Source organism: Faecalimonas sp. (assembly GCA_029264305.1).
Classification (GTDB): domain Bacteria; phylum Bacillota; class Clostridia; order Lachnospirales; family Lachnospiraceae; genus Faecalimonas.
The window spans coordinates 37,047-62,904 of the sequence record JARICA010000020.1; the positions used below are offsets into that span (position 1 = coordinate 37,047).

At 35.4% G+C, this 25,858-nt stretch carries 38 protein-coding genes and 1 tRNA gene; 36 read left to right on the top strand and 3 right to left on the bottom strand.

What is annotated here, in order from left to right; all coding sequences use genetic code 11:
• From grdC to ACY2U7_RS06945, 5 genes are all read left to right on the top strand, one after another.
• Positions 1-1,533: a glycine/sarcosine/betaine reductase complex component C subunit beta gene (gene grdC, locus ACY2U7_RS06925; protein ID WP_461811953.1), complete on the top strand. Its 1,533-nt coding sequence runs from the start codon at positions 1-3 to the stop codon at positions 1,531-1,533.
• Between the two features lie 13 nt (positions 1,534-1,546).
• Positions 1,547-2,698, top strand: coding sequence for a glycine/sarcosine/betaine reductase complex component C subunit alpha (gene grdD, locus ACY2U7_RS06930; protein WP_461811952.1), 1,152 nt, complete (start codon positions 1,547-1,549; stop codon positions 2,696-2,698).
• A 15-nt stretch (positions 2,699-2,713) separates the two neighbouring features.
• The gene (locus tag ACY2U7_RS06935; RefSeq protein WP_461811951.1) at positions 2,714-3,007 is read left to right on the top strand and encodes a hypothetical protein; all 294 of its coding nucleotides are present in this window, start codon (positions 2,714-2,716) and stop codon (positions 3,005-3,007) included.
• 114 nt (positions 3,008-3,121) lie between these two features.
• The gene (locus ACY2U7_RS06940) at positions 3,122-3,916 is read left to right on the top strand and encodes a MerR family transcriptional regulator (protein ID WP_461811950.1); all 795 of its coding nucleotides are present in this window, start codon (positions 3,122-3,124) and stop codon (positions 3,914-3,916) included.
• Between the two features lie 46 nt (positions 3,917-3,962).
• On the top strand, positions 3,963-5,270 hold the full coding sequence (locus ACY2U7_RS06945) for an MATE family efflux transporter (RefSeq protein ID WP_461816111.1): 1,308 nt from the start codon (positions 3,963-3,965) through the stop codon (positions 5,268-5,270).
• A gap of 76 nt (positions 5,271-5,346) precedes the next feature.
• Here the strand turns inward: ACY2U7_RS06945 and ACY2U7_RS06950 are convergent, their stop codons facing one another.
• Together ACY2U7_RS06950 and ACY2U7_RS06955 are read right to left on the bottom strand one after the other, a co-directional pair.
• The gene (locus tag ACY2U7_RS06950) at positions 5,347-5,934 is read right to left on the bottom strand and encodes a TetR/AcrR family transcriptional regulator (protein WP_461811948.1); all 588 of its coding nucleotides are present in this window, start codon (positions 5,932-5,934) and stop codon (positions 5,347-5,349) included.
• A 14-nt stretch (positions 5,935-5,948) separates the two neighbouring features.
• A complete protein-coding gene (locus ACY2U7_RS06955; protein ID WP_461811947.1) occupies positions 5,949-6,980 on the bottom strand; it encodes a proline racemase family protein in 1,032 nt (343 codons plus the stop codon).
• 287 nt (positions 6,981-7,267) lie between these two features.
• Here ACY2U7_RS06955 and ACY2U7_RS06960 point away from each other — a divergent pair.
• The 9 genes from ACY2U7_RS06960 (at position 7,268) to ACY2U7_RS06995 (ending at position 13,455) form a co-directional block, all read left to right on the top strand.
• Positions 7,268-7,365: transfer RNA gene (locus tag ACY2U7_RS06960), tRNA-Sec, on the top strand.
• Positions 7,366-7,483: 118 nt separating this feature from the next.
• The gene (gene prdC, locus ACY2U7_RS06965; protein WP_461811946.1) at positions 7,484-8,800 is read left to right on the top strand and encodes a proline reductase-associated electron transfer protein PrdC; all 1,317 of its coding nucleotides are present in this window, start codon (positions 7,484-7,486) and stop codon (positions 8,798-8,800) included.
• 18 nt (positions 8,801-8,818) lie between these two features.
• Entirely contained in the window at positions 8,819-9,202 is a 384-nt protein-coding gene (locus ACY2U7_RS06970) for a sugar transporter (RefSeq protein WP_461811945.1), read from the top strand.
• Between the two features lie 68 nt (positions 9,203-9,270).
• Positions 9,271-11,082 (top strand): D-proline reductase (dithiol) proprotein PrdA, encoded by a 1,812-nt coding sequence (gene prdA, locus ACY2U7_RS06975; protein WP_461816112.1) that lies wholly within the window; start codon positions 9,271-9,273, stop codon positions 11,080-11,082.
• A gap of 14 nt (positions 11,083-11,096) precedes the next feature.
• Positions 11,097-11,384 (top strand): CBO2463/CBO2479 domain-containing protein, encoded by a 288-nt coding sequence (locus ACY2U7_RS06980; RefSeq protein WP_461811943.1) that lies wholly within the window; start codon positions 11,097-11,099, stop codon positions 11,382-11,384.
• Entirely contained in the window at positions 11,384-11,836 is a 453-nt protein-coding gene (locus ACY2U7_RS09290) for a glycine/sarcosine/betaine reductase selenoprotein B family protein (RefSeq protein ID WP_498040797.1), read from the top strand. The genes ACY2U7_RS06980 and ACY2U7_RS09290 overlap by 1 nt, the downstream gene beginning before the upstream one ends.
• Positions 11,837-11,863: 27 nt before the next feature.
• On the top strand, positions 11,864-12,109 hold the full coding sequence (locus ACY2U7_RS09295; RefSeq protein ID WP_040449584.1) for a proline reductase: 246 nt from the start codon (positions 11,864-11,866) through the stop codon (positions 12,107-12,109).
• Between the two features lie 91 nt (positions 12,110-12,200).
• Positions 12,201-12,968, top strand: a complete 768-nt coding sequence (gene prdD, locus ACY2U7_RS06990) for a proline reductase cluster protein PrdD (protein WP_461811941.1) — start codon at positions 12,201-12,203, stop codon at positions 12,966-12,968.
• Positions 12,969-12,978: 10 nt separating this feature from the next.
• Complete coding sequence (locus tag ACY2U7_RS06995; protein ID WP_461811940.1) at positions 12,979-13,455, top strand: glycine/sarcosine/betaine reductase component B subunit; 477 nt, start codon at positions 12,979-12,981, stop codon at positions 13,453-13,455.
• Between the two features lie 6 nt (positions 13,456-13,461).
• Here the strand turns inward: ACY2U7_RS06995 and ACY2U7_RS07000 are convergent, their stop codons facing one another.
• Positions 13,462-14,559: a permease gene (locus ACY2U7_RS07000; protein ID WP_461816113.1), complete on the bottom strand. Its 1,098-nt coding sequence runs from the start codon at positions 14,557-14,559 to the stop codon at positions 13,462-13,464.
• Positions 14,560-14,944: 385 nt separating this feature from the next.
• Here ACY2U7_RS07000 and rpsJ point away from each other — a divergent pair, with 385 nt between their 5' ends.
• The 22 genes from rpsJ (at position 14,945) to secY (ending at position 25,792) form a co-directional block, all read left to right on the top strand.
• Positions 14,945-15,262 (top strand): 30S ribosomal protein S10, encoded by a 318-nt coding sequence (gene rpsJ / locus ACY2U7_RS07005; RefSeq protein ID WP_087157539.1) that lies wholly within the window; start codon positions 14,945-14,947, stop codon positions 15,260-15,262.
• A gap of 74 nt (positions 15,263-15,336) precedes the next feature.
• Positions 15,337-16,017, top strand: coding sequence for a 50S ribosomal protein L3 (gene rplC / locus ACY2U7_RS07010; protein ID WP_461811938.1), 681 nt, complete (start codon positions 15,337-15,339; stop codon positions 16,015-16,017).
• 28 nt (positions 16,018-16,045) lie between these two features.
• On the top strand, positions 16,046-16,666 hold the full coding sequence (rplD, locus tag ACY2U7_RS07015; RefSeq protein ID WP_461811937.1) for a 50S ribosomal protein L4: 621 nt from the start codon (positions 16,046-16,048) through the stop codon (positions 16,664-16,666).
• Positions 16,666-16,965 carry a 50S ribosomal protein L23 gene (gene rplW / locus ACY2U7_RS07020; protein WP_009461330.1) on the top strand — a complete coding sequence of 100 codons (300 nt, stop codon included), beginning with the start codon at positions 16,666-16,668 and terminating at the stop codon, positions 16,963-16,965. Before rplD ends, rplW begins: the two co-directional genes overlap by 1 nt.
• 82 nt (positions 16,966-17,047) lie before the next feature.
• Positions 17,048-17,890 (top strand): 50S ribosomal protein L2, encoded by an 843-nt coding sequence (gene rplB / locus ACY2U7_RS07025; RefSeq protein ID WP_461811936.1) that lies wholly within the window; start codon positions 17,048-17,050, stop codon positions 17,888-17,890.
• Between the two features lie 29 nt (positions 17,891-17,919).
• Positions 17,920-18,201, top strand: coding sequence for a 30S ribosomal protein S19 (rpsS, locus tag ACY2U7_RS07030; protein WP_461809662.1), 282 nt, complete (start codon positions 17,920-17,922; stop codon positions 18,199-18,201).
• A gap of 30 nt (positions 18,202-18,231) precedes the next feature.
• The gene (rplV, locus tag ACY2U7_RS07035; RefSeq protein WP_004611887.1) at positions 18,232-18,618 is read left to right on the top strand and encodes a 50S ribosomal protein L22; all 387 of its coding nucleotides are present in this window, start codon (positions 18,232-18,234) and stop codon (positions 18,616-18,618) included.
• Positions 18,619-18,629: 11 nt separating this feature from the next.
• Positions 18,630-19,286 (top strand): 30S ribosomal protein S3, encoded by a 657-nt coding sequence (rpsC, locus tag ACY2U7_RS07040; protein ID WP_461811935.1) that lies wholly within the window; start codon positions 18,630-18,632, stop codon positions 19,284-19,286.
• A gap of 2 nt (positions 19,287-19,288) precedes the next feature.
• Positions 19,289-19,726, top strand: coding sequence for a 50S ribosomal protein L16 (rplP, locus tag ACY2U7_RS07045; RefSeq protein ID WP_009461320.1), 438 nt, complete (start codon positions 19,289-19,291; stop codon positions 19,724-19,726).
• Entirely contained in the window at positions 19,716-19,922 is a 207-nt protein-coding gene (gene rpmC / locus ACY2U7_RS07050) for a 50S ribosomal protein L29 (protein ID WP_009461318.1), read from the top strand. The genes rplP and rpmC overlap by 11 nt, the downstream gene beginning before the upstream one ends.
• Positions 19,923-19,963: 41 nt before the next feature.
• A complete protein-coding gene (gene rpsQ, locus ACY2U7_RS07055; RefSeq protein WP_009461316.1) occupies positions 19,964-20,218 on the top strand; it encodes a 30S ribosomal protein S17 in 255 nt (84 codons plus the stop codon).
• Positions 20,219-20,239: 21 nt separating this feature from the next.
• Positions 20,240-20,608: a 50S ribosomal protein L14 gene (rplN, locus tag ACY2U7_RS07060; protein ID WP_009461314.1), complete on the top strand. Its 369-nt coding sequence runs from the start codon at positions 20,240-20,242 to the stop codon at positions 20,606-20,608.
• A gap of 12 nt (positions 20,609-20,620) precedes the next feature.
• Positions 20,621-20,932 (top strand): 50S ribosomal protein L24, encoded by a 312-nt coding sequence (rplX, locus tag ACY2U7_RS07065; protein WP_459640204.1) that lies wholly within the window; start codon positions 20,621-20,623, stop codon positions 20,930-20,932.
• Positions 20,933-20,955: 23 nt separating this feature from the next.
• Positions 20,956-21,495, top strand: coding sequence for a 50S ribosomal protein L5 (rplE, locus tag ACY2U7_RS07070; RefSeq protein WP_009461310.1), 540 nt, complete (start codon positions 20,956-20,958; stop codon positions 21,493-21,495).
• Positions 21,496-21,512: 17 nt separating this feature from the next.
• Positions 21,513-21,698, top strand: a complete 186-nt coding sequence (locus tag ACY2U7_RS07075) for a type Z 30S ribosomal protein S14 (RefSeq protein WP_009461308.1) — start codon at positions 21,513-21,515, stop codon at positions 21,696-21,698.
• 112 nt (positions 21,699-21,810) lie between these two features.
• The gene (gene rpsH / locus ACY2U7_RS07080; RefSeq protein WP_461809659.1) at positions 21,811-22,212 is read left to right on the top strand and encodes a 30S ribosomal protein S8; all 402 of its coding nucleotides are present in this window, start codon (positions 21,811-21,813) and stop codon (positions 22,210-22,212) included.
• Positions 22,213-22,365: 153 nt separating this feature from the next.
• Complete coding sequence (rplF, locus tag ACY2U7_RS07085; protein ID WP_009461304.1) at positions 22,366-22,908, top strand: 50S ribosomal protein L6; 543 nt, start codon at positions 22,366-22,368, stop codon at positions 22,906-22,908.
• A gap of 17 nt (positions 22,909-22,925) precedes the next feature.
• Positions 22,926-23,294, top strand: a complete 369-nt coding sequence (gene rplR, locus ACY2U7_RS07090; protein WP_461811934.1) for a 50S ribosomal protein L18 — start codon at positions 22,926-22,928, stop codon at positions 23,292-23,294.
• A 14-nt stretch (positions 23,295-23,308) separates the two neighbouring features.
• Complete coding sequence (rpsE, locus tag ACY2U7_RS07095) at positions 23,309-23,818, top strand: 30S ribosomal protein S5 (RefSeq protein ID WP_461809658.1); 510 nt, start codon at positions 23,309-23,311, stop codon at positions 23,816-23,818.
• 14 nt (positions 23,819-23,832) lie between these two features.
• Positions 23,833-24,012 (top strand): 50S ribosomal protein L30, encoded by a 180-nt coding sequence (gene rpmD, locus ACY2U7_RS07100; protein WP_459640200.1) that lies wholly within the window; start codon positions 23,833-23,835, stop codon positions 24,010-24,012.
• Positions 24,013-24,034: 22 nt separating this feature from the next.
• Complete coding sequence (rplO, locus tag ACY2U7_RS07105; protein ID WP_461809657.1) at positions 24,035-24,475, top strand: 50S ribosomal protein L15; 441 nt, start codon at positions 24,035-24,037, stop codon at positions 24,473-24,475.
• A complete protein-coding gene (gene secY, locus ACY2U7_RS07110; protein ID WP_461811933.1) occupies positions 24,476-25,792 on the top strand; it encodes a preprotein translocase subunit SecY in 1,317 nt (438 codons plus the stop codon). It begins immediately after the preceding gene.
• Positions 25,793-25,858: the final 66 nt, after the last annotated feature.

Sequence of the window (25,858 nt, forward strand, 5' to 3'; positions counted from 1 at the left end):
ATGAACAGTGTAATTAAAGGAGCCAGTTATGTATTGGCACATACTCCACAGATGGTGGTATATAATGGAACAACACAGACAACAGAAAGAGTTGTAAATCCAGAATCTGAATATTTAAAAGAATTAAACAGTCATCTTCGTACTTACGAAGAATGTGTAAATTACTGGCCAAACCAAGTATATATTGGAAATGCACATCCAGATGAACTTGCAGAGGTTGAGTTTCCATATTATGACAAAGCAAAAGAAGGAGCAGAAAGATTTGGTAAATATGGTGAAATTATGCCAGAAGACGAATTCCTTCTTTTAGTACAAGCTTGTGATATGTTTGAAGTAGTAAAATTAGATAAAGAATTTGTTGCTTCAACAAAAGAAAAATTTATTGCAAATCCAATTATTACAGAAGATATTATTGAAAAAATTGAAGAAGGTATTGAACTTTCTGAAATCGAACATTTAGTAAGTGATGAACATGCAGAAGGACTTTATTTTGCAGAGAAATTAGTTGGATGTGTTAAAAGAGCTCATGATATTGATGTAAATCTTTCGGCACACGTTATGCATGAAAATATGATGAGTAAAGCAACAAGTGTTCTTGCTTTATTATATGCTGTAAGAAATACAGGTATTGATAAATCTGAAATTGAATATGTAATCGATTGTGCTGAAGAAGCATGTGGTGATATGAATCAACGTGGTGGTGGTAACTTTGCAAAAGCAGCAGCGGAAGTTGCAGGGCTTTTAAATGCCACAGGTTCTGATTCTCGTGGATTTTGTGCAGGACCTTCTCACGCATTAATCGAAGCCGCAGCACTTGTAAAATCAGGAGCATATAAATGTGTTGCAGTTACGGCTGGAGGATGTACAGCTAAACTTGGTATGAATGGGAAAGATCATGTGAAAAAAGGACTTCCTATTTTGGAGGACTGTTTAGCAGGTTTCTGTGTAATTATCTCTGAAAATGATGGAGTAAGCCCAGAAATTAATCTTGATATTCTTGGACGTCACACAGTTGGTACAGGTTCAGCACCACAGAACGTAATTGGAAGTCTTGTTGCAACACCACTTGAAAAAGTTGGAATGAAAATTACAGATATTGATAAATATTCTCCAGAAATGCAGAATCCAGATATTACAAAACCAGCAGGAGCTGGAGATGTACCGTTAGCAAATTATAAAATGATTGCGGCTTTAGCAGTTAAGAAAGGTGAACTTGATAGAAAAGAATTACCTGCGTTTGCTACAAAACATGGATTGACAGGATGGGCTCCAACACAAGGTCATATTCCTTCAGGTGTTCCATATATTGGATTTGCCGTGGAAGATATTAAAGCTGGTAAAATCAAAAATGCTATGATTATTGGTAAGGGAAGTTTATTCCTTGGTCGTATGACAAATCTTTTTGATGGGGTGTCATTTGTAATTCAGGCTAACACAGGTGCGGAAGAAAACGCAGGTGTTTCTGAAGAAGAAGTAAAAGGATTAATTGCGAAAGCGATGAAAGATTTTGCAGAAACTCTTATGGCAGAATAGAGAGGTGGAAAAAATGGCAAGTAGTGTAGAAAAAATGATTGCTTCCACCTTTATGGAAATTGCGCAAGGGTTGGAAACGGGAAGTTTTGGAAAACGTCCTAAAATTGCTCTTACAGGTATGGGAAGCGAACATGGAGAAGAAAATAGTATGGCAGCAGCTATTGAAGCTGCGAAAGACGGAATAGATGTTTACTATATCGGTACATTAGAGGCAGAAGGTGTGACGACAATTAAAGTGGCTGACGATGAAGAAGGTCATAAAAAAATGGAAGAAATGCTTAAAAATGGGGAAATTGATGGTGCAGTAACAATGCATTTTCCATTTCCAATAGGTGTCTCTACAGTAGGTCGATGTGTAACACCAGCAACTGCAAAAGAAATGTTTATAGCAAATACAACAGGAACATCAAGTACAGATCGTATTGAAGGGATGATTAAAAACGCTATTTATGGAATTATAGCAGCGAAAGCGTGTGGAAAGAAAAATGCTACAGTAGGTATTTTAAATGTAGATGGCGCACGTCAAACTGAAAAAGCGTTAAAACAACTTCAAGAAAACGGATATGATATTACTTTTGCTGAATCAGGAAGAGCAGATGGTGGATGTGTAATGAGAGGAAATGATGTCTTACAGGCATCTCCTGACATTATGGTAACAGATTCTTTGACAGGGAATATTCTTGTAAAAATGTTGTCTTCATTCACAACGGGTGGAAGTTTTGAGGCAACTGGTTTCGGATATGGTCCTGGAATTGGTGAAGGATATGAACAACTTGTTATGATTGTATCTCGTGCATCAGGAGCTCCGGTTATTGCGAATGCAATTCGTTATGCAGGCCAACTTGTTCGTGGAAAAGTATTTGAAGTTGCGAAAAAAGAATTTGCGGCTGCAAATAAAGCTGGTTTAAAAGAAATATTAAACGCACATAAAAATGTAGCAAAAACAACTGAAGTTGAGGAAGTGAAAGAACCTCCAAAAGAAGTTGTGACAGCACAAATTCCAGGAATTGAAGTTATGGATTTGGAAGATGCAGTTAAAACACTTTGGAAAATAAATGTCTATGCAGAAAGTGGAATGGGATGCACAGGACCAATTGTTCTTGTATCTGATGCAAATTTGCTTAAGGCAGAAGAAGAATTGAAAAAAGCTGGATATATTAATTAGGCGGGAGCGAAAAAGATGAAAGTTTATGATACAGTAAATAAAGTAGATATAGAGGCTACTGAGGAAGAGTTAATCAAACTTATGGCTCCAGGTGGACGTCAGGTAGATTTATATTTAGAAGGAAAGAAAACAGATGAAGATGGTTATCTTACATGGGATGTAGAACATTGGTCAAGTATTGATGGGAAAAGATTCATTCGCTGTTATTCTTTAGAAGGAAGAGTTCTTGGAGAGTCTACAGGACATAATATTTATGATTTAAGAAATGACTTTAAGCCAGAAGAGGCAAAAGAAGTGAAATTAAGTTAAAACTCAAATATGAAAAAACAAATTTTAAGTGCTCATTTTCAAATGGGCACTTTTTACGTATACTAAGTATGGATTTCTAAAAGGATAATTTGTATGAAAGAGGATTAGCGAGAAATGAAACAAACATATACTATTGGGGAAATTGCAACGATGCTAAGAATTGGAGTGGATGCAATTCGATTTTACGAAAAAAAAGGATTAGTACATCCGAAAAAAGATGAAACAAACAACTATCGTATATTTGATATGTATAATATTTTGGAATTGTTAGACGTGATTTACTATCGAGAATTAGACATTCCTATTGCAGATATTATTTCCATTTTACAGACAGGGAAGAAGGAAAATATGAAAGAATTGTTGGAAGAAAAGAGGAAGAAGGCACAACAGAGAATCATATTTGAACGTCAATTAATAAAGAAAATTGAATATATTGAAGGGGCATATGAAACGATTGAATCTCATCAAGGAATAAAAATGAAAGAATTTCCTAAAACATGGATATTGGCATGTGGTAGTGAAAAAGAAGAAATCATGAAATCTCAAATTGTAGATTTAACAAAAGATCAGTTTGTAATGAGTCACCTTTATTCTACTTATCATATGCAAAGTAGAAATATGCAGGAACTTTATATTACTATGGAACAAAGTATTATGAAGGAATTTGGAATATCTTGGAAAAAATGTACTCCTCTAAATCTTGGTTTATGTATTTACACAGTGGTACAATTATCTAATATGACTTTGCAAAAAGAAGATATCAAAAAAATCCTTGATTTTGCAAAAGAGCATAATATGTTTTGTGATGATATTGTTTATGTGCATGAAATTCCTTTGACAGCATACACAGATGAAACGAATTATTTTGCCGAAATTTATTTACCGATAAAAAAGAAAGATTTTTCTTGACTCTAGTCCTAGACTAGGGTTTATACTTCAAAACGGTGATGAAATTATGAGAACAGAAGTATTGAAAAAACAACTATTTCAATATATCCTTCCATCGATGTTAGCGATGTTGCTAAGTGGTTTCTATGCTATTGTAGATGGTTTGTTTGTAGGAAATGCAGCGGGAGATGCGGCTCTTGGTGCGATTAATTTAGTATGGCCATTACAATGTGTTTTGAATGCTACGGCTGTTGGTTTAGGAGTTGGAAGTGCCGTTTTAATGTCTACCTATTTGGGAAGTGAAAAGTATGAGGAAGCTAAGCGCACATGTTTGCTAGGAATTGTATTATTGTTTATTGCAGGGGCTGTTTTGTCCTTAGTATTGTTATTCTTTTTGCCACAATTGTTATCTTTTTTAGGAGCAAGCGGAGAACTAGCATATTTATGCAGACAATATATTGTAATTATTTTATGTGGAGGAATTTTTCCTGTGATTGGGAACGGACTGAATCCATTAATAAGAAATCAAGGGAATACGGTAAGCGCAACGGTTTTGATGAGTACTGGTTTGATCACGAATATTGTTTTAGACTATTATCTTGTTTTTAGATGGGAAATGGGACTGCGTGGAGCTGGATTAGCTACAATTTTTGCTCAAGCAGTTGTTGCCTGTTGTAGTTTGGTATTTTTGTGGAAAAAGCAAGGTGAATTATTTTGTAAAGAAAATTTGCAATTTCGTTTTTCAGAGGTGAAAAAGATTATTCATATAGGGGTTTCTCCGTTTGGACAAGTGGTAGTACCTTCCTTAGTAATATTGTTTACCAATTGGAAATGTATTATCTATGGGGGAAATACAGCGGTAACAATCTTTTCTGTAGTATCTTATGTACTGTCAACAATTCAATTATTATTACAAGGTATTGGAGATGGGGTACAGCCTCTATTTTCATTTTACTATGGTGGAAAAAAGAAAAAAGAAGTATCTTGGTTATACAGACATGCATTCTGGATATCGGTTGTTGCGTCTATATTTTTTACTGTAATTGTATACGTGTATGCGGGAGAACTTGCAAAACTATTTGGAATACAAGAAGGCCTTAGAGAACCTTGTGTGGAAGCGATTCGATTTACGTCGTTCGCATTTGGAACTTTGGGAATTGCGCGTTTAACTTGTTCCTACTTTTATGCAACAGGAAACCATATTATTTCCACTATTCTAGTATATATAGAACCATGTTTGTTGTTGCCGCTATTTTTACAGATATTAACTATGACATTTAAAATGACTGGTGTGTGGATGGCATATCCACTTGTTCAACTACTGTTATGTGTAGCAACAATGGTCATTAAGTATAGGATGGAAAAAGAAAAATAAGAGTATTATGAAAAATCCCTCATAAGTAGATAAGACATATTTGCTCCGTCTACTTATGGGGGATTTTTCAAAACATTTATATTTCTTCTTTAAATCTGTCTAAAACATGGGGCAGAAGTTTGTCACTATATTCTGTAAGAGAATATTTCCCTTTACATAGAGCCCAGTCGTAAAGAAGAGAACGTTCATACATTGTATAAAGTTTTACCAAATCAGATACACTGTTTGCGGGATGGAATTCACCTTTGTTCAATGCATCTTCGATGATTTCTGTAATCCATGTGAAATAGTAGCGCTTTTTATCGAGTAAAGATTTTGTATCTTTTGTGACTAATTGGGAAGAATATAAATAAGCAAGTAAATTCACATCGACACTTGTTTCAATCATATAAAATAATTCATGATTTAAAAAAAGCAGTTTATCATATGCGGATAAATCTGGATTAATTATTGTTGTTAATTCTTCGTATTTATCATCTAACAAGTAAGAAAGAGAACTTAAAAGAGCATCTTTCCCCTTAAAATAATGATAAAATGTTCCTTTTGATGTTTTTGAAGCAGTAATAATATCATTTATGGTAGTTTCTTCATAACCATTTTTGTAAAAAAGATTCCAAGCTGCTTTGACAATTCTGCTTTTTGGGGATTGGCGTTTGCGTGACACTTGCCTAAACCTCCTTATCCGATTGAAAAACCATATTTTAATGGGTCTGTTGGATCAATCACATATGTTCCCATACCTGTAATGTATGCACTTCCGGTAATTTGTGGAATAACTGCTTTGAATTCGCCCACAGATGCTTCGTCTTTAATTACACCTTTAAATACGGAACCTGTGAAAGATTCATATCGGAATTCTTCACCAATTTTGATTTCGTTCCAAGCGTAAAGAGTTGCAAGTTTAGCACTTGTACCAGTTCCGCAAGGAGAACGGTCAGCTTGCGCTTCTCCAAATATAACAACATTTCTCATGTCTGCTTTTTCAGGGTTTGGTGTTGGACCGTAAAATTCTACAAGATCGACTGTTGTTATGTCAAGCGTAGGGTGTTGAATAGATATTTCTTTGTTGATTTTCTCAAGCATCTTCATTCCTAATGTCTGAAGAGCAGGTACGGCAGAAGGTCCAATATTGTAGCCTAATTTAGAAGCATCCACTAATGCGAAGAAACTTCCACCAAAAGAAATACAATAAGGGATTGTGACACCATCAATTTCTACAGAAAGATTATCTTTATATAAGAAAGCAGGAACGTTTGTTAAAGTAACTTCTACTGCTTTTCCGTTTTCAACTTTTACTTTTGTACGGATAATTCCAGCAGGGGCTTCCAATACTACTTCTGTATATGGTTCGGTTACAGGAACAAGTCCTGTCTCAACAGCAACAGTTGCAGAACCGATGGTTCCGTGTCCACACATATTTAAGTATCCGCCTGTATCCATAAAAATAACACCAAGATCAGCTTCTTCACTGATAGGTTCTGTTAAAATGGCTCCAAACATATCGTGGTGTCCTCTTGGCTCAAGCATTAATGCTGTTCTGTAATGATCACAGTGTTCTACAAGAAAATTTTTACGTTCCATCATAGTGTTTCCTTCTAATTCAGGAAAACCTGATAATACGATTCGGGTGAATTCACCCACTGTGTGTGAGTCAACTACAGTGAAGGCTGCTTCGAATCGCTCTTTGTTAAGTGTTGGATTTAATGACATATCCGTTCCTCCTTATAAATAAATAATATAAATTAATCATAGAAAGATCTATTTTCAATAAGAAAAACTATTGAAAAAACAAAAAAATACGGTAAAAAACGACAAAAAAATAACAAATAGACCACGTTCTAGTCCGCATTCTAGTATTGAGTTCAATTCTATAAGGATATTATGCGTGAAAACCCTTTAAAAGTCAACGATTATTTGTTAGAATAAAAATGACAAAAAAACAAAAAATAACTTGAAATATAGGTCGAATTATGGTAGTCTAAAAGCGTAAAATATGTGAGGGTAGATGGGTAACTGGTGTGCCTCCTAGTCTTCAAAACTAGTGTTGGGCGTTAAGAGCGTCCTGGGTGGGTTCGATTCCCACATGCCCTCGCCAAAAAAGAATGTTAAAAATAATACGAATGATTAAAAAGAATACAACATTATAGGCAATAATAGATTACAGAACTTTATGTTCTGTAAAATTTTTATAAAGGTAAAAGGAGAATGGTGTAATGAAAGATGTACAGATTCTATTAAGACAACACGTAGGTGCACCTTGTCAAGCGATTGTAAAAAATGGTGATAAAGTAAAAAAAGGAACATTGATTGCAACACCTACAGGACTTGGAGCAAATATTTTTTCAAGTGTTTATGGTGAAGTAGTAGATGTTTTGGAAGACAGAATTATTATTAGACCAGATGAAGTACAGAGCGAAGAGTTTGAGAAGATTGAAGAAGGTAGTAAACTTGAGATGATTAAAGCTGCCGGGATCGTTGGTATGGGAGGAGCAGGTTTCCCAACAGGCGTAAAAATCGGAACAGACTTACAAGGCGGATATATCCTTATTAATGCAGCAGAATGTGAACCAGGACTTCGTCATAATATTCAACAAATTGAAGAAGAATGTGACAAAGTTATTCGTGGTGTTAAATACACAATGGAAATTTCTAACGCAGCAAAAGCTATTTTTGCTATTAAGAAGAAAAATGAAAAAGCAGTTCAGATCCTAAAAGAAGCATTGAAAGAGGAAGAAGCAATTTCTATTCATTTACTTCCAGATATTTATCCAATGGGAGAAGAAAGAGCAGTTGTAAGAGAATGTCTTGGCATTGAATTAAAACCAGAAGAACTTCCTTCCGTAGCAAAATCAATTGTAATTAATGTGGAAACGTTAGCAAGAATTACAGAAGCGATTGAAGAAAGAAAACCTTGTTTCAGTAAAAACTTAACAGTAATTGGTAAGTTGAATGGAGGAAATGCGCCACATGTATTTAAAGATGTTCCAGTAGGAACAAGCGTAGAAGAGTTGATTGAAAGAGCAGGTGGCATTGACGGAAACTATGGTGAAATCATTATGGGTGGTCCTTTCACTGGAAAAGCAACAACTTTAGATGCTCCTATTACAAAAACAACAGGTGGAATTATTGTGACAATAGAATTTCCAGATTTACACGGTGCAACGATGGGAGTTTTAGTCTGTGCTTGTGGTGGGGACGAAGCGCGTATGCGTGATCTCGCTGAAAAAATGAATACAAAAGTTGTTTCAATAGCAAGATGTAAACAAGCGAAAGAGATGAAGAGCGGTGCGTTAAAATGCGAAAGACCTGGTAACTGCCCTGGACAAGTTAAAAATAGTATGCAGTTTAAAAAAGATAAATGTGAATACATTATTATTGGTAACTGTTCAGATTGTTCCAATACAGTTATGGGTTCAGCACCAAAAATGAACTTAAAAGTACTTCATCAAACAGACCATGTGATGAGAACAATCGGTCACCCATTATATAGATATTTAACTGTTTCTAAACAAGTAGAACAGGATATTTAAGGAGAGGGGGGACTAGATATGTTAATCACAAATGAAAATGTAAAGGAATACACAGATAAACCAGCAGTATTTGCAATCAAAATAGAAGCGGGGACAGAAATAGCAGCAGAACATTTGGAACATCCAATGTTTTTAGATGATATGGTAAGTTCTAATTTATTTACTTTGGAGAATGCTTTGACAATTGGTCAGGTTATTGGAGTAAAGACGGTAAAAGATTGTGATGCATTTACACCTGTTACAGAAGAAGTGGTAGGTGGAGCAGTGAAACTTGCTCAAAAAGAAGAAGTAGTTAAAGAAAAAGTCCAGGAAGTACAAACGGAGATGGCAGAACAAGATGGAAATACAATCATTATTTCCATTAAAGAAGGAAAAGATATTTATCTTGAACTTCCACTATAGGTATTACAATCACGAAAGTGATTAGAATATATAAATGATGAAACTTGATTAAACAAGGAGGAAAAAATATGTCAATTACAGCTGAAACAGCGAAAGAACATGCAAAAGATCCTGCAGTATTATGTTGCAGAGCAGAAGAAGGCATTATAATTGGACCAGAGAACTTAGAGGACCCAGCGATTTTTGATGATTTGGTAGACTCAGGTTTATTAAACTTAGATGGGGTATTAACAATTGAAGAAATCTTAGGTGCGAAATTAACAAAAACTTGTGATTCACTAACACCAGTTACACGTGATGTAATTGATGCGATTCAGACAGTTGCTGAAGAAAAAAGTGAAGAACCAGTACAAGTAGAAGCACCAGTAGCACCAGTGGCATCAAAAGCAAATGGTGGAGTGTTAAAAATTCATATTGGTGAAGGGAAAGACATTCAGATTGAACTACCAATGAATGTAGGTACAAGTACAGCTAAAGCGGTAGAAATTCCAGCAGGAGCTGAAGTGAAAGAACAAGAACCAAAATTAATTAGAAGTTTAACAAGAAAACACTTCAAAATTACAGAAGTAAAGAGAGGACCTGAAACAAAAATTGAAGGAACAACTCTTTACATTAGAGAAGGTATTGAAGAAGAAGCAGTAGCATCTCAGGAATTAGTAAATAGTTTAAAAATTGATGTTATCACACCAGCAGAATATCACACATATTCAGAAACAATTATGGATGTTCAGCCAATTGCCGCAAAAGATGGAGATGATGAAATTGGTTCTGGAGCAACAAGAGTCCTTGATGGCGTTGTTATGATGGTAACAGGTACAGATGCTAATGGAGTTCAGATTGGTGAGTTTGGTTCATCTGAAGGATATTTAGATGAAAATATTATGTGGGGACGTCCAGGAGCACCAGATGAAGGTGAAATCTTTATTAAAACAGAAGTGGTTATTAAAGAAGGAACAAACATGGAAAGACCAGGTCCTTTAGCTGCTCACACAGCAACGGACATGATTACACAAGAAATCAGAACAGCATTAAAGAAATTAGATGAATCTTTAGTAGTGGAAACAGAAGAGTTTAACCAATACAGACGACCTGGAAAGAAAAAAGTTGTTATTGTAAAAGAAATCATGGGACAGGGTGCTATGCATGATAACTTAATTCTTCCTGTAGAACCTGTAGGAGTACTTGGTGCAAAACCAAATGTAGATTTAGGAAACGTACCTGTAATGGTATCTCCACTTGAAGTATTAGACGGATGTATCCATGCTCTTACTTGTATTGGACCTGCATCAAAAGAAATGTCAAGACATTATTGGAGAGAACCATTGGTACTTGAAGCTCTTCATGATGAAGAAATTGACTTGTGTGGAGTTATTTTCGTAGGAAGTCCACAAATCAATGCAGAAAAATTCTATGTATCTAAACGTGTAGGTATGATGGTAGAAGCACTTGATGTTGACGGTGCGTTTATTACAACAGAAGGTTTTGGAAATAACCACATTGACTTTGCGAGTCATCATGAACAAATTGGTATGAGAGGTGTTCCGGTTGTAGGTTTATCTTTCTGTGCTGTTCAAGGTGCTTTAGTAGTTGGTAACAAATATATGACAAACATGATTGATAATAATAAATCTGAAGCGGGTATTGAAAACGAAGTTCTTGCTTGTAATACTCTTTGTCATGAAGATGCGATTCGTGCTCTTGCAATGCTTAAAACAGCAATGGCTGGTGAAGAAGTAAAAAAACCAGAAAAGAAATGGAATCCAAATGTAAAAGCAACTAATGTTGAATTAATCTCTAACGTAACAGGTAAACCGATCGAACTTGTTAAAAACGAACAGTCATTACCAATGAGCGATAAGAGAAGAGAAAAATACAACTAATTCGGGTGATAGATATGAAATATGGCGATAAATTAATTAGAATGGAAGGTGTAATCGTGGAAGTTCATGATGGCTGTGTAGCTGTGGACTTGAAAGGAAGATTGGGATACTTGAAAATTCCGATGAGAATGTTGATTACAGATTATCCACTCGCAGTAGGACAAGAAGTTGCATGGAACATGAGTTTTATCGAACAACTTGGTCCGGAAGCCAATGATAAATATGTAAGTAACCTAGATGTATATAACCGCAGACAAGAAGAAGCACGTCTGAAAAATGAAAACAATAAGGAGGCAAAATAATGAGTTTAACAACAGTTAAAGGAATACAATCAGAAATTTTCGTTCCGATTACACCTCCATCAGTATGGACTCCTGTGACAAAGGAAATCAAAGATATGACAGTAGCACTTGCAACAGCTGCTGGGGTTCATCACAAAGATGATGAAAGATTTAACCTTGCTGGAGACTTTACATGGAGAAAAATTACAGATACAATGAAATCAGAAGATTTAATGGTATCACATGGTGGATATGATAACAGTGATGTTAATAAAGATATCAACTGTATGTTCCCAATTGATAGAATTCATGAATTAGCAAAAGAAGGATTTATTAAAGCTTGTGCACCTGTACATGCAGGTTTCATGGGTGGTGGTGGAAACCAGGAAAAATTCAAACATGAAACTGGTCCAGCTATCGCTCAAATGTTTAAAGAAGAAGATGTAGATGCTGTACTTCTTACTGCTGGTTGAGGTACTTGCCACCGCTCTGCAGTATTGGTGCAGAGAGCGATTGAAGAAGCTGGAATTCCAACAATTATTATTGCAGCTCTTCCACCGGTTGTACGTCAATCCGGAACACCACGTGCGGTTGCTCCGTTAGTTCCAATGGGGGCTAATGCCGGAGAACCAAACAACAAAGAAATGCAAACTGCTATCGTAAAAGCAACATTAGAACAATTGGTAGAAATCCAAACACCAGGAAAAATTGTTCCGCTTCCATTTGAATACGTAGCTAAAGTTTAATTATAAAATATCATCTGCAGTATTGTGCTGTGGGTGATATTTTTTTGCAGTTTATGATATAATGCGTAATAAAAAGATGAGCGAGGTGAAAATGTCATTGCAAAAAGTAAAAGATTTAAGAAGATTAGTAATTAAAGCATTTCATATCAGTACTATTAAAGAAGGAAATGAAAATAGAGTTTCTGCACTTGGTGAGATGACGGTGCGCTCGGGACTTGTAAAGTTGGATGAGGAAAAATCTGCAATTGATACAATAGAAGTTGTCGTTGTGAAACCAGGAGAACATAATCGATGGACAAATAGTATAATGGATATTATTCCGATTTCAACAAAAGTGCTGGGAAAATTAGGAGAAGGAATTACCCATACCCTGACAGGTGTATATGTTATTTTGACTGGAGTAGATGTGAATGGAATACAAACAGCAGAGTTTGGTTCTTCAGAAGGAAATTTGGAGGAAAAATTATATTTAGGAAGAGCGGGAACTCCTTCTTTGGAAGATTATATTATTTCTTTTAATGTAACTTTTAAGGCGGGAATGGGACAAGAAAGGTGTGGTGTAACAGAGGCACATCAAAGATGTGATGAGTTCATACAAGAGTTCCGAGAACAAATGAAAAAGTTCAAAGGAGAAGAGTGTACAGAAAGACATGAATATCATGATATTGTGCGTCCAGGGAAAAAACGAGTTTTAATCGTGAAACAGGTTGCTGGTCAAGGTGCGATGTATGACACGCATTTATTTGGAAATGAACCATCTGGAATGGATGGGGGGCTTTCGATTATAGAGATGGGAAATATGCCGGTGCTTGTAACACCGAATGAATACAGAGACGGAATTATCCGTTCTATGCAATAGGAGGAAGAATATGGGAATTGGTCCATCAACAAAAGAAACATCCTTACATCACTTTCGTGATCCGTTGTTAGATGTTGTGTCTTCAGATGAAGATTTGGATTTAATGGGAATTTTGCTTGTGGGTACACCGGATGCAAATGAGGAGAAAATGCTTGTGGGAAGGCGGACGGCTGTTTGGGCAGAAGGAATGCGAGCGGATGGGGTGATTATTTCCTCTGATGGATGGGGGAATAGTGATGTAGATTTTACAAATACAGTAGAAGAACTTGTTACGAGAGGGATTGAAGTTACAGGATTGAATTTTAGTGGGACAGTAGGACAATTTGTAGTGGTAAATGAATATTTAGATGGGATCATAGATATTAATAAAAGTGAAAGTGGAACAGAAACTTGCGTGGTGGGTGAAAATAATGTGAATACACTAGATGCAAAAAAAGCTGTTGCAAGATTAAAATTAAAAATGCGAAAAAAATCAAAAAGACTGTGATGAGAATTACAGTCTTTTTGCATCTTTGAAAAACAGTAAAGAAGTATAAAGCATAACACATATAACAATGATGGTTAAAATGTTCATTGGGAGAGATGCAGCAATTGTGTATGCAACAAAAACACCAAAGAGTCCAAAAATACTTATAGTTAACGCAGCTTTCCGATCATATTTTCCTGAGTGAATAAATTGAATACTTGCTGATGGCATCAGAAAAGCACAAGAACCCATCATTATGGGGAAAGCGGCTGTAACATTTAATCCTAAAGCGCTTACCATAGCCATGCAAGGAGCATATAGACCAACTCCAACGGTCATCAGTGCTCCAAGAAGTGTGTTGAAGAAAATACCAATAATAAGTTTGTATCCGTTTAAACCATAAGTTAAATGTTCGGAAATTGTAGAAGTTAGATTGCGGTCGTTAAAAGAAAAGAGTTGCTCGTGTTTCAGTTTGCTCATGACGGAGTTTAATTCGTTCTTTGTAATGGAAGGGTCGGAATAAATTGTTTTTTCCGTATCGCTCAAAGTATAGTTGTTTTTTATATGATAAATCCATTCATCGCTATTTTGAATTGTAAACCCGTTCCTAGTTAATTCGTGAACAATAGATTCGGGAGTGAGGGTTTTTTCAAATGGTCCTATATGAGCTAGTTTTAGAGAAAGAATAATTGCTAATATAATAAGAGCGAATCCGAGTGCGAGACGAATGATTTTTGGTGACCATTTTGAGACGATAGAAGCACCGTAAATGGCTCCGATAATAGCACCACTGATTAAAAAAATAAGGGTAATTCCTTCTATTTTAATAAGATGGAGAAATAATAAAAATTCTGCTATAGTAGGAAGGGTGTGTGCTACATTTAAAGTTCCAGGCATTTTCTCGTCAGAACAAGAATGTGTAAATTTAAAGGCAGCTTGACAAGTTGCGAAACTTCCAATTCCCCAAGTGTCTAAAAGGTCACTGAAAAAACCAATGAAAGCAAGTGTGAATAAGTTGTGTTTAGAAAAATCGGATTTATGTTTTAAGCAATCTGTAATAAGAATGATAGTAAATAAAAGAGCATAAAGACAAATAATTATTTTTATAATATATACAAAATTCATTGCATTTCCTCCTATTATAATAGATAATAGTTTATTATAGTCGAAGGATAAAAAAACATACATACATATAAAAAAATAAAAGAAAATATTGTATTCAAAAAAATACAATATTTTTCAAAAAACACTTGAAAAAAGTGAAATCCTTTAGTATACTTAAAAAGCTGTGACATGATAGCGATGAAACGAGAGGTTGCTACTTATAATAGTAGGTGTTCCGCGGAGCGAATGTCAAGTTAGGAAACTGGCGACAAGTCACTGTACGAATCAATAACAGCCACTGAAACGTGGTAACAACGTGTGAAGAGATTAGGACACACACGGGAGAGTGTACAGTCACCGCTTGTCGTACTGAAGTTAAAAGTACGAAAAGGAGGCGACTTTTTTTATGGCAAGTCAAGTAATGAGAATTACACTTAAAGCATATGATCACCAATTGGTAGATGCATCTGCAAAAAAAATCATCGAAACTGTAAAGAAAAATGGAGCACAGGTGAGTGGACCGGTACCACTTCCAACTAAGAAGGAAGTTGTTACAATCTTAAGAGCGGTTCATAAATACAAAGATTCCAGAGAACAGTTCGAACAGAGAACTCATAAGAGACTTATTGATATCATTACACCAACACAGAAAACTGTTGATGCGTTATCAAGATTAGAAATGCCAGCAGGTGTTTATATCGATATCAAAATGAAAAACAAATAATTTAGACAGTATCAATCCTAAAATTTAGGATGAACACTACGGTGTTCCGCTGTAAATCACAGGAGGTAATTATAATGAAGAAAGCTATTTTAGCGACTAAAGTCGGAATGACTCAAATCTTCAACGAAGACGGAGCTTTAACTCCAGTAACTGTACTTCAAGCTGGTCCATGTGTGGTAACACAGATTAAAACAGTTGAAAATGACGGTTACAGCGCTGTTCAGGTTGGTTTTGTTGACAAAAAAGATAAAATTGTTAACGTAGACAAGAATGGCAAAAAAGAAATCGTGCACAGACACGGTGTAACAAAAGCAGAAAAAGGACATTTTGACAAAGCTGGTGTTTCAGGTAAAAGATTTGTAAGAGAATTCAAATTTGAAAATGCTGACGAATACACATTAGCACAGGAAATCAAAGCAGATATCTTTGCTGCAGGAGATAAAGTAGATGCTACTGCAATCTCAAAAGGTAAAGGATTCCAAGGTGCTATTAAGAGACATAACCAACACAGAGGTCCTATGACTCACGGTTCTAAATTCCATCGTCATGCAGGTTCTAATGGTTCTGCATCTGATCCAAGTAAAGTTTTCAAAGGTAAAAAGATGCCAGGACACATGGGAAGTAAGAAAATTACAATTCAGAATCTTGAAATCGTAAGAGTAGATGCTGAAAACAACTTAATCTTAGTAAAAGGATCAGTTCCAGGACCTAAGAAATCTTTAGTAACAATTAAAGAAAGCGTAAAAGCAATCTAGTCTTTAATAGGAAAGGAGGAACACACAGATGGCAAACGTATCTGTTTATAATATCGAAGGTAATGAAGTTGGAACAATCGACTTAAACGATGCTGTATTTGGTGTTGAAGTAAATGAACACTTATTACACATGGCAGTTGTAAACCAACTTGCAAATAAACGTCAGGGAACACAGAAAGCGAAAACTCGTTCAGAAGTTTCTGGCGGTGGTAGAAAACCATGGAGACAAAAAGGAACAGGACATGCAAGACAAGGTTCTACAAGATCTCCACAATGGACAGGCGGTGGAGTGGTATTTGCTCCAACACCAAGAGATTACTCTTTTAAATTAAATAAAAAAGAAAAAAGAGCAGCTCTTAAATCAGCTCTTACATCAAGAGTATTAGAAAATAAATTTATCGTTCTTGACGAAATTAATTTTGGAGAAATCAAAACAAAGAATTTCCAAAATGTATTGAATAACTTAAATGTATCTAAAGCATTAGTTGTATTAGAAGATGATAATAGAAATGCAGAATTATCTGCAAGAAACATCGCTGCAGTTAAAACAGCAAAAACAAATACAATCAATGTATATGATATCTTGAAATACAACACAGTAGTTACAACAAAAGCTGTTGTTGAAAAAATCGAGGAGGTGTATGCATAATGGCAAACATTCAGTATTATGATGTGATCCTTAAACCAGTAGTTACAGAAAAAAGTATGGAACTTATGGGAGATAAGAAATACACTTTCTTAGTTCACACAGAAGCTACAAAAAATCAGATTAAAGAAGCAGTGGAAAAAATGTTCGAAGGAACAAAAGTAAAAAGTGTTAATACAATGAATCTTGATGGAAAAACAAAAAGACGTGGTATGACATTTGGAAAAACTGCTAAAACAAAAAAAGCAATCGTTCAGTTAACAGCTGATTCGGCTGATATTGAAATTTTCGAAGGGTTATAAAATAACCACACGAGAGTGAAAGAGACTATACGCATAAAAGCGTGACAACAAATAATTCAGAGTAACGAAAGGAGACAAAGTAATGGGAATTAAAACATACCGCCCATATACACCTTCAAGAAGACAAATGACTGGTTCTGATTTCTCAGAAATCACAAAGTCTACACCAGAGAAATCATTAGTTGTTTCTTTGAGCAAGACAGCTGGTCGTAATAATCAGGGTAAAATTACTGTAAGACACCGCGGAGGCGGAGCAAAAAGAAAATATAGAGTAATCGACTTCAAAAGAAGAAAAGATGGAATTCCAGCAACTGTAATTGGAATTGAATATGATCCAAACAGAACTGCAAATATCGCATTAATTTGTTATGCAGATGGAGAAAAAGCATACATTCTTGCTCCAGAAGGATTAACAGATGGAATGAAAGTTATGAATGGACCAGAAGCAGAAGTAAGAGTAGGTAACTGCTTACCACTTTCTGAAATTCCAGTAGGTACACAAATCCATAACATTGAGTTATATCCAGGAAAAGGTGGACAGTTAGTTCGTTCAGCAGGAAACAGTGCTCAATTAATGGCAAAAGAAGGAAAATATGCAACACTTAGATTACCATCAGGTGAAATGAGAATGGTTCCAATCGTATGTAGAGCATCTATCGGTGTTATCGGAAATGGTGACCACAACTTAATTAACATTGGTAAAGCAGGACGTAAACGTCACATGGGATTCAGACCAACAGTTCGTGGTTCTGTTATGAACCCTAATGACCATCCACATGGTGGTGGTGAAGGTAAGACTGGTATCGGTCGTCCAGGTCCAAGCACACCTTGGGGCAAACCAGCACTTGGTCTTAAGACTAGAAAGAAAAACAAACAGTCTAACAAGTTAATCGTTAGAAGAAGAGATGGTAAAGGTATCAAATAAATAGTTAGTTTACAAGGAGGTTAGAACCTATGGCTCGCTCACTTAAAAAAGGACCATTTGCAGATGAAAGCTTACTTAAAAAAGTAGAAGCTATGAACGCTGCAGGTGATAAATCAGTTATAAAAACTTGGTCACGTCGTTCTACAATCTTCCCACAGTTCATTGGACACACAATTGCTGTTCATGATGGAAGAAAACATGTGCCTGTATATGTAACAGAGGATATGGTTGGACATAAACTTGGAGAATTTGTTGCAACAAGAACATACAGAGGACACGGAAAAGACGAAAAGAAATCAAGAGTTCGTTAATTAATTGTAATTTGAAAGGAGGGTTCATCCATGGCAAAAGGACATAGATCCCAAATCAAAAGAGAGAGAAATGCAAATAAGGACACTAGACCATCAGCTAAGTTATCTTATGCTAGAGTTTCTGTTCAAAAAGCATGTTTCGTATTAGATGCCATTAGAGGTAAGGATGTACAAACAGCACTTGGTATTTTAACTTACAATCCAAGATATGCTTCAAGCTTAATAAAGAAATTATTAGAATCAGCAATTGCAAATGCTGAAAATAACAACGGAATGAATGTTGAAAACCTTTATATTGAAGAATGCTACGCAAATAAAGGACCAACAATGAAGAGAATTAAACCGAGAGCACAGGGTAGAGCTTACAGAATCGAAAAGAGAATGAGCCACATTACTTTAGTGCTTAATGAAAGATAAGGAGGGCAATAATGGGACAGAAAGTTAATCCTCATGGCTTAAGAGTCGGTGTTATCAAAGAATGGGACTCTAAATGGTATGCAGAAGAAAAGTTTGCAGATTATTTAGTAGAAGACCATAAAATCAGAACATTTCTTAAAAAGAAATTATACAGTGCAGGAGTTTCTAAGATTGAAATCGAAAGAGCTTCTGACCGTGTAAAAATTATTATTTATACAGCAAAACCTGGCGTAGTAATCGGTAAAGGTGGAGCAGAAATTGAAAAAGTAAAAACAGAACTTCAGAAGTTTACAGATAAAAAATTAGTTGTAGACATTAAAGAAATTAAAAGACCAGATAAAGATGCTCAGTTAGTTGCTGAAAACATTGCTTTACAATTAGAAAATCGTATTTCTTTCAGACGTGCAATGAAATCTTGTATGTCAAGAACAATGAAAGCAGGAGCACTTGGAGTTAAAACTTCTGTATCAGGACGTCTTGGTGGAGCTGATATGGCTCGTACAGAGTTCTATAGTGAAGGAACTATTCCACTTCAGACACTTAGAGCAGACATCGATTATGGATTCGCAGAAGCAGACACAACTTACGGAAAAGTTGGTGTTAAAGTTTGGATCTATAAAGGCGAAGTTCTTCCAACAAAAGAGACTAAGGAAGGGAGCGATAAATAATTATGTTAATGCCAAAAAGAGTAAAACGTCGTAAACAATTCCGTGGTTCTATGAAAGGAAAAGCTTTACGCGGAAATAAAATTACAAATGGTGAATATGGTATCGTAGCAACAGAGCCATGCTGGATTCGTTCAAATCAGATCGAAGCTGCCCGTATTGCGATGACTCGTTACATCAAACGTGGTGGTAAAGTATGGATTAAAATATTCCCAGACAAACCAGTAACTACAAAACCAGCTGAAACACGTATGGGTTCAGGAAAAGGAACTCTTGAATACTGGGTAGCAGTTGTAAAACCAGGACGCGTTATGTTCGAACTTGCTGGAGTACCAGAAGAAACAGCACGTGAAGCATTACGTCTTGCAATGCACAAATTACCTTGTAAATGTAAGATAGTTTCTCGCGAAGATTTAGAAGGCGGTGATAACAGTGAAAATTAATACATTTGTAAAAGATTTAAAAGCAAAATCAGTTGCAGAATTAAACGAAGAATTAGTAGCTGCTAAAAAGGAACTTTTTAACTTAAGATTCCAAAACGCAACAAATCAATTAGATAACACAAGCAGAATTAAAGAAGTTAGAAAAAACATTGCTAGAATTCAGACAGTAATTACAGAAGCTTCTAAAGCTGAATAAAATACTGAGCTTTGTGTAAAAATTGTGAAAGGAGCAAAACTGTGGAAAGAAATTTAAGAAAAACACGTGTTGGTAAAGTTGTTAGCAACAAAATGGATAAAACTATTGTAGTTGCAGTTGAAGACCACGTAAAACATCCTCTTTACAACAAAATCGTAAAGAGAACATATAAATTAAAAGCGCATGATGAAGCAAATGAATGCAACATCGGTGATAAAGTAAAAGTTATGGAAACAAGACCATTATCTAAAGATAAGAGATGGAGACTTGTTGAAGTTATGGAAAAAGTAAAATAGTATTTAAGGAGGGTTACCTGCATGATACAGCAAGAAAGTAGACTTAAAGTAGCAGACAATACAGGTGCTAAAGAATTACTTTGCATCCGTGTATTAGGTGGTTCTACTAGAAGATATGCAAGCATTGGTGATGTAATCGTTGCTTCTGTTAAAGACGCAACACCAGGTGGCGTTGTTAAAAAAGGTGATGTAGTAAAAGCTGTAGTTGTTCGTACAGTAAATAAAACACGTCGTAAAGACGGTTCTTACATCAGATTTGATGAAAATGCTGCTGTAATTATTAAAGATGACAAGAATCCAAAAGGAACTCGTATTTTTGGACCAGTAGCGAGAGAGCTTCGTGAAAAACAATTTATGAAAATTGTTTCATTAGCTCCAGAAGTACTATAAGGAGGTACCTGTATGTCAACAATGAAAATTAAAAAAGGTGATACAGTTAAAGTAATCGCCGGAAAAGATAAAGACAAAGAAGGCAAAGTAATTGCTGTAAATAAAAAAGATAATACAGTATTAGTTGAAGGTGTCAATATGTTGACAAAGCACACAAAACCAAGTGCAACTAATCAGAATGGTGGAATTGTTCACCAGGAAGGACCTATTGATGCTTCTAACGTAATGTATCTTCACAAAGGAACAGCCACAAGAGTAGGCTTTAAAATGGACGGAGATAAAAAAGTACGTTTCGCAAAATCAACAGGCGAAGTTATCGACTAATTCAGGGAAGGAGGAAAATCACTTTGAGTAGACTTAAAGAAACATACCAGAATGAAATCGTTGACGCAATGATTAAAAAATTCGGTTATAAAAATATTATGGAAGTACCAAAACTCGATAAAGTTGTTATTAACATGGGTGTTGGTGAAGCAAAAGATAATCATAAAGTGTTAGAATCTGCTGTAGCAGACCTTGAAAAAATTGCAGGACAGAAAGCAGTTCTTACAAAAGCAAAAAAATCAGTAGCGAACTTCAAACTTAGAGAAGGAATGGCTATTGGATGTAAAGTTACTTTAAGAGGAGAAAAAATGTATGAATTCGTTGATCGTTTAATCAACCTTGCATTACCTCGTGTACGTGACTTTAGAGGTGTAAATCCTAACGCATTTGATGGAAGAGGTAACTATGCTCTTGGAATTAAAGAACAATTAATTTTCCCTGAAATCGAATACGATAAAATCGATAAAGTAAGAGGAATGGATATCATTTTTGTTACAACAGCAAAAACTGACGAAGAAGCTCGTGAATTATTGACACAGTTCAATATGCCATTTACAAAATAGTAGGGAGGAAAAATTTCATGGCAAAAACATCTATGAAAATTAAACAACAACGTAAACAAAAATTCTCTACTAGAGAGTATAATCGTTGTAAAATTTGTGGACGTCCACACGCATATTTAAGAAAATACGGAATTTGCAGAGTTTGCTTCCGTGAATTAGCATATAAGGGACAAATCCCTGGAGTAAAAAAAGCTTCTTGGTAGAATTAGAAGCAACTTAGTGAAAACTAGGATATCCGTAGTAGAAGTGGTCGGTTATACCGACTACATCTGAAGGATGTAACAATAAAGGTAAAGAAAAAGGAGGCAACTTCAAATGACTATGAGTGATCCAATCGCAGATATGCTTACAAGAATTCGTAATGCAAATACTGCTAAACATGATACAGTAGATGTTCCAGCATCTAAAATGAAAATCGCTATTGCTGATATTCTTTTCAACGAAGGATACATTGCAAAATATGACATCGTAGAAGATGGATGCTTTAAAACAATTCACATCACATTAAAATACGGTGCTGATAAAAATGAAAAAGTTATTTCAGGTCTTAAGAGAATCTCAAAACCAGGTCTTCGTGTATATGCGAACAGAGATGAACTTCCTAGAGTATTAGGTGGACTTGGAACAGCAATTATTTCAACAAACCAGGGTGTTATTACAGATAAAGAAGCAAGAAAACTTAACGTAGGTGGAGAAGTACTTGCATTCGTTTGGTAGGTTGAAACCAATTTAATGAGAGGTCGTTCTTTACACTTGGAGTAATTCCTGGTGAAAAGAACTTCTATAAATAACGAGTTAAGAACTCGATGCAACTGAAAACAGAGAAACTTATATAGTTTTTCCGAGAATTTAAGTGTAGGAGGTAACGGTATGTCACGTATAGGAAGACTACCAGTAGCAATTCCAGCAGGTGTAACTGTTGAAATCGCTGAAAACAACAAAGTGACTGTAACAGGTCCTAAAGGAACTCTTGTAAGAGAACTTCCAGTAGAAATGGAAATCAAAAAAGAAGGCGAAGAAGTTGTAGTAACAAGACCAAGTGATTTAAAAAGAATGAAAGCTTTACATGGTCTTACAAGAACATTAATCAACAACATGGTTGTTGGTGTTACTCAAGGATATGAAAAAGTTCTTGAAGTAAACGGTGTTGGTTACAGAGCAGCTAAATCAGGAAACAAATTAACATTAAACTTAGGATACTCACATCCAGTAGAAATGACTGATCCAGAAGGTGTTGAAACAGTACTTGAAGGACAGAACAAAATCACTGTTAAAGGTATCGATAAAGAAAAAGTAGGCCAATACGCAGCTGAAATCAGAGATAAAAGAAGACCTGAACCATATAAAGGTAAAGGTATTAAATATGCTGATGAAGTTATCAGACGTAAAGTTGGTAAGACTGGTAAAAAATAATTAAGGAGAGTGTGAAGATGGTTAGTAAAAAATCAAGAAGCGAAGTTCGTGTAAACAAACATAGAAAATTACGTAACCGTTTCAGCGGTACAGCTGAAAGACCACGTTTAGCTGTGTTTAGAAGTAATAATCATATGTATGCTCAAATTATTGACGATACAGTTGGAAATACTCTAGTTTCAGCATCTACTCTTCAGAAAGAAGTAAAAGCAGAATTAGAAAAAACTAACAACGTTGATGCAGCAGCATACTTAGGAACAGTAATTGCTAAAAAAGCAATTGAAAAAGGTATCAATACTGTTGTCTTTGATAGAGGCGGCTTTATATACCAAGGAAAAATCAAAGCGTTAGCAGATGCAGCTAGAGAAGCTGGATTAGAATTCTAGGAGGAGGAACACACATGAAACAAAATCGTATTGATGCTAGTCAATTAGAACTAACAGAAAAAGTGGTATCAATCAAACGTGTAACCAAAGTTGTTAAAGGTGGTCGTAACTTCAGATTCACAGCTTTAGTAGTTGTTGGCGATGGAAATGGCCATGTTGGTGCAGGTTTAGGAAAAGCAGCAGAAATTCCTGAAGCAATCCGTAAAGGAAAAGAAGATGCAATGAAAAAAATGGTAACAGTTGCATTAGATGAACACAATAGTGTAACACATGATTTAATCGGTAAATTTGGTAGTGCATCCGTATTACTTAAAAAAGCTCCAGAAGGTACTGGAGTTATCGCTGGAGGTCCAGCGCGTGCGGTAATCGAACTTGCAGGTATTAAAAACATCCGTACTAAATCATTAGGTTCTAACAATAAACAAAACGTAGTACTTGCTACAATTAATGGGTTAAGTCAAATTAAAACTCCAGAAGAAGTAGCTAAGCTTCGCGGTAAATCTGTTGAAGAAATCTTAGGCTAAGGAGGAGATTGAAAATGGCAAATTTAAAAATCACATTAGTAAAATCTACAATCGGTGCTGTACCAAAACACAAAAAAACAGTTGAAGCGTTAGGGTTAAAAAAGGTAAACAAAACAGTTGAATTACCTGATAATGCTGCAACAAGAGGAATGGTACAACAGGTAAGACATTTAGTAAAAGTAGAAGAAGTTTAATATTGGATAAGGAGGTGTCACGATGAACTTATCAAACTTAAGACCAGCAGATGGATCAAAACACAGTGATAATTTCAGAAGAGGTCGTGGACATGGTTCTGGAAACGGCAAAACAGCGGGAAAAGGACACAAAGGTCAGAAAGCACGTTCAGGCGGCACAAGACCAGGCTTTGAAGGTGGACAGATGCCATTATACAGAAGAATACCAAAAAGAGGTTTCACTAACAGAAACACAAAAGAAATCATTGGTATTAATGTAGATGCTTTAGAAGCATTTGATAACGATACAGTAGTTTCAATTGAAACACTTATCGAAGCAGGGATTGTAAAAAATCCTAGAGATGGAGTAAAAATTCTTGGTAATGGAGAATTAACTAAGAAGCTTACAGTTCAGGCAAATGCTTTCAGTGCATCTGCAGTAGAAAAAATTGAAGCTCTTGGTGGAAAAGCAGAGGTGATCTAATTGCTTAAGACATTCCGTAAGGCTTTTCAGATCGAGGATGTTAGAAAACGTATTTTTTATACGTTTCTAATGTTACTCGTTATTAGAATAGGGTCAATTTTACCAACTCCGGGAGTTGACCCAACATATATTCAGAATTTTTTCAAAAGCCAAACAGGTGAAGCATTCAACTTTTTCAGCGCGTTTACAGGTGGTTCGTTGGAGAGAATGTCAATTTTTGCGTTGAGTATTACACCATATATCACTTCATCAATTATTATGCAACTTCTTACAATTGCGATTCCAAAATTGGAAGAAATGCAAAAAGATGGAGAAGATGGAAGAAAGAAAATTGCATCAATTACACGTTATGTTACAGTAGTTCTTGCTTTAATTGAATCAATAGCAATGTCTGTTGGTTTTGGAAGAAGTGGATTACTTGTAAAATATAACTTTGTAAATGTAGCAGTTGCTGTATTAACATTAACAGCAGGTTCGGCATTTCTTATGTGGGTTGGTGAAAGAATTACAGAAAAAGGAATCGGAAATGGTATTTCGGTTGTATTATTGATTAATATTATTTCACGTATGCCTAGTGATTTTATGACACTTTACACAAAATTTATGAAAGGCAAATCACTTGCTAAAGCAGGTCTTGCAGGATTAATTATTTTAGCAATTTTACTTATCGTAGTTATTTTTGTAATTGTTCTTCAAGACGGACAAAGAAAAATTTCAGTTCAGTATTCGCAAAAAGTGCAGGGAAGAAAGAACGTAGGTGGACAATCTACATTCATTCCTTTAAAAGTGAATACTGCCGGTGTAGTTCCGGTAATCTTTGCTTCCTCATTAATGCAAACTCCAGTTGTTATTGCTGGATTTTTAGGAAAAGGTAATGGCAGTGGAATTGGAAGTGAAATTTTAAAAGGATTATCTTCAAATAACTGGTGTAATCCAGAAAACTTAAAATATTCTTGGGGATTAGTACTTTACATCGTACTTACTATCGTATTTGCATATTTCTACACATCGATTACATTTAATCCATTAGAAATTGCAAACAACATGAAAAAGAGCGGTGGGTTTGTTCCAGGAATTCGTCCTGGGAAACCAACAGTTGAATATCTGACAAAGATTTTAAATTATATTATCTTTATCGGAGCAGTAGGACTTGTAATTGTTCAGGTAATTCCATTCATCTTTAATGGATGGTTGGGAGCAAATGTTTCATTTGCAGGTACATCACTAATCATTATTGTAGGTGTTGTATTAGAAACTTTGAAACAGGTTGAATCTCAAATGCTTGTACGTAATTACAAAGGTTTCTTAAATAATTAATCATTTAGTGTCCTGTGTTAACTTGTATATCGAGTTGATGCAGAACACTAAAATGCTATACGGACA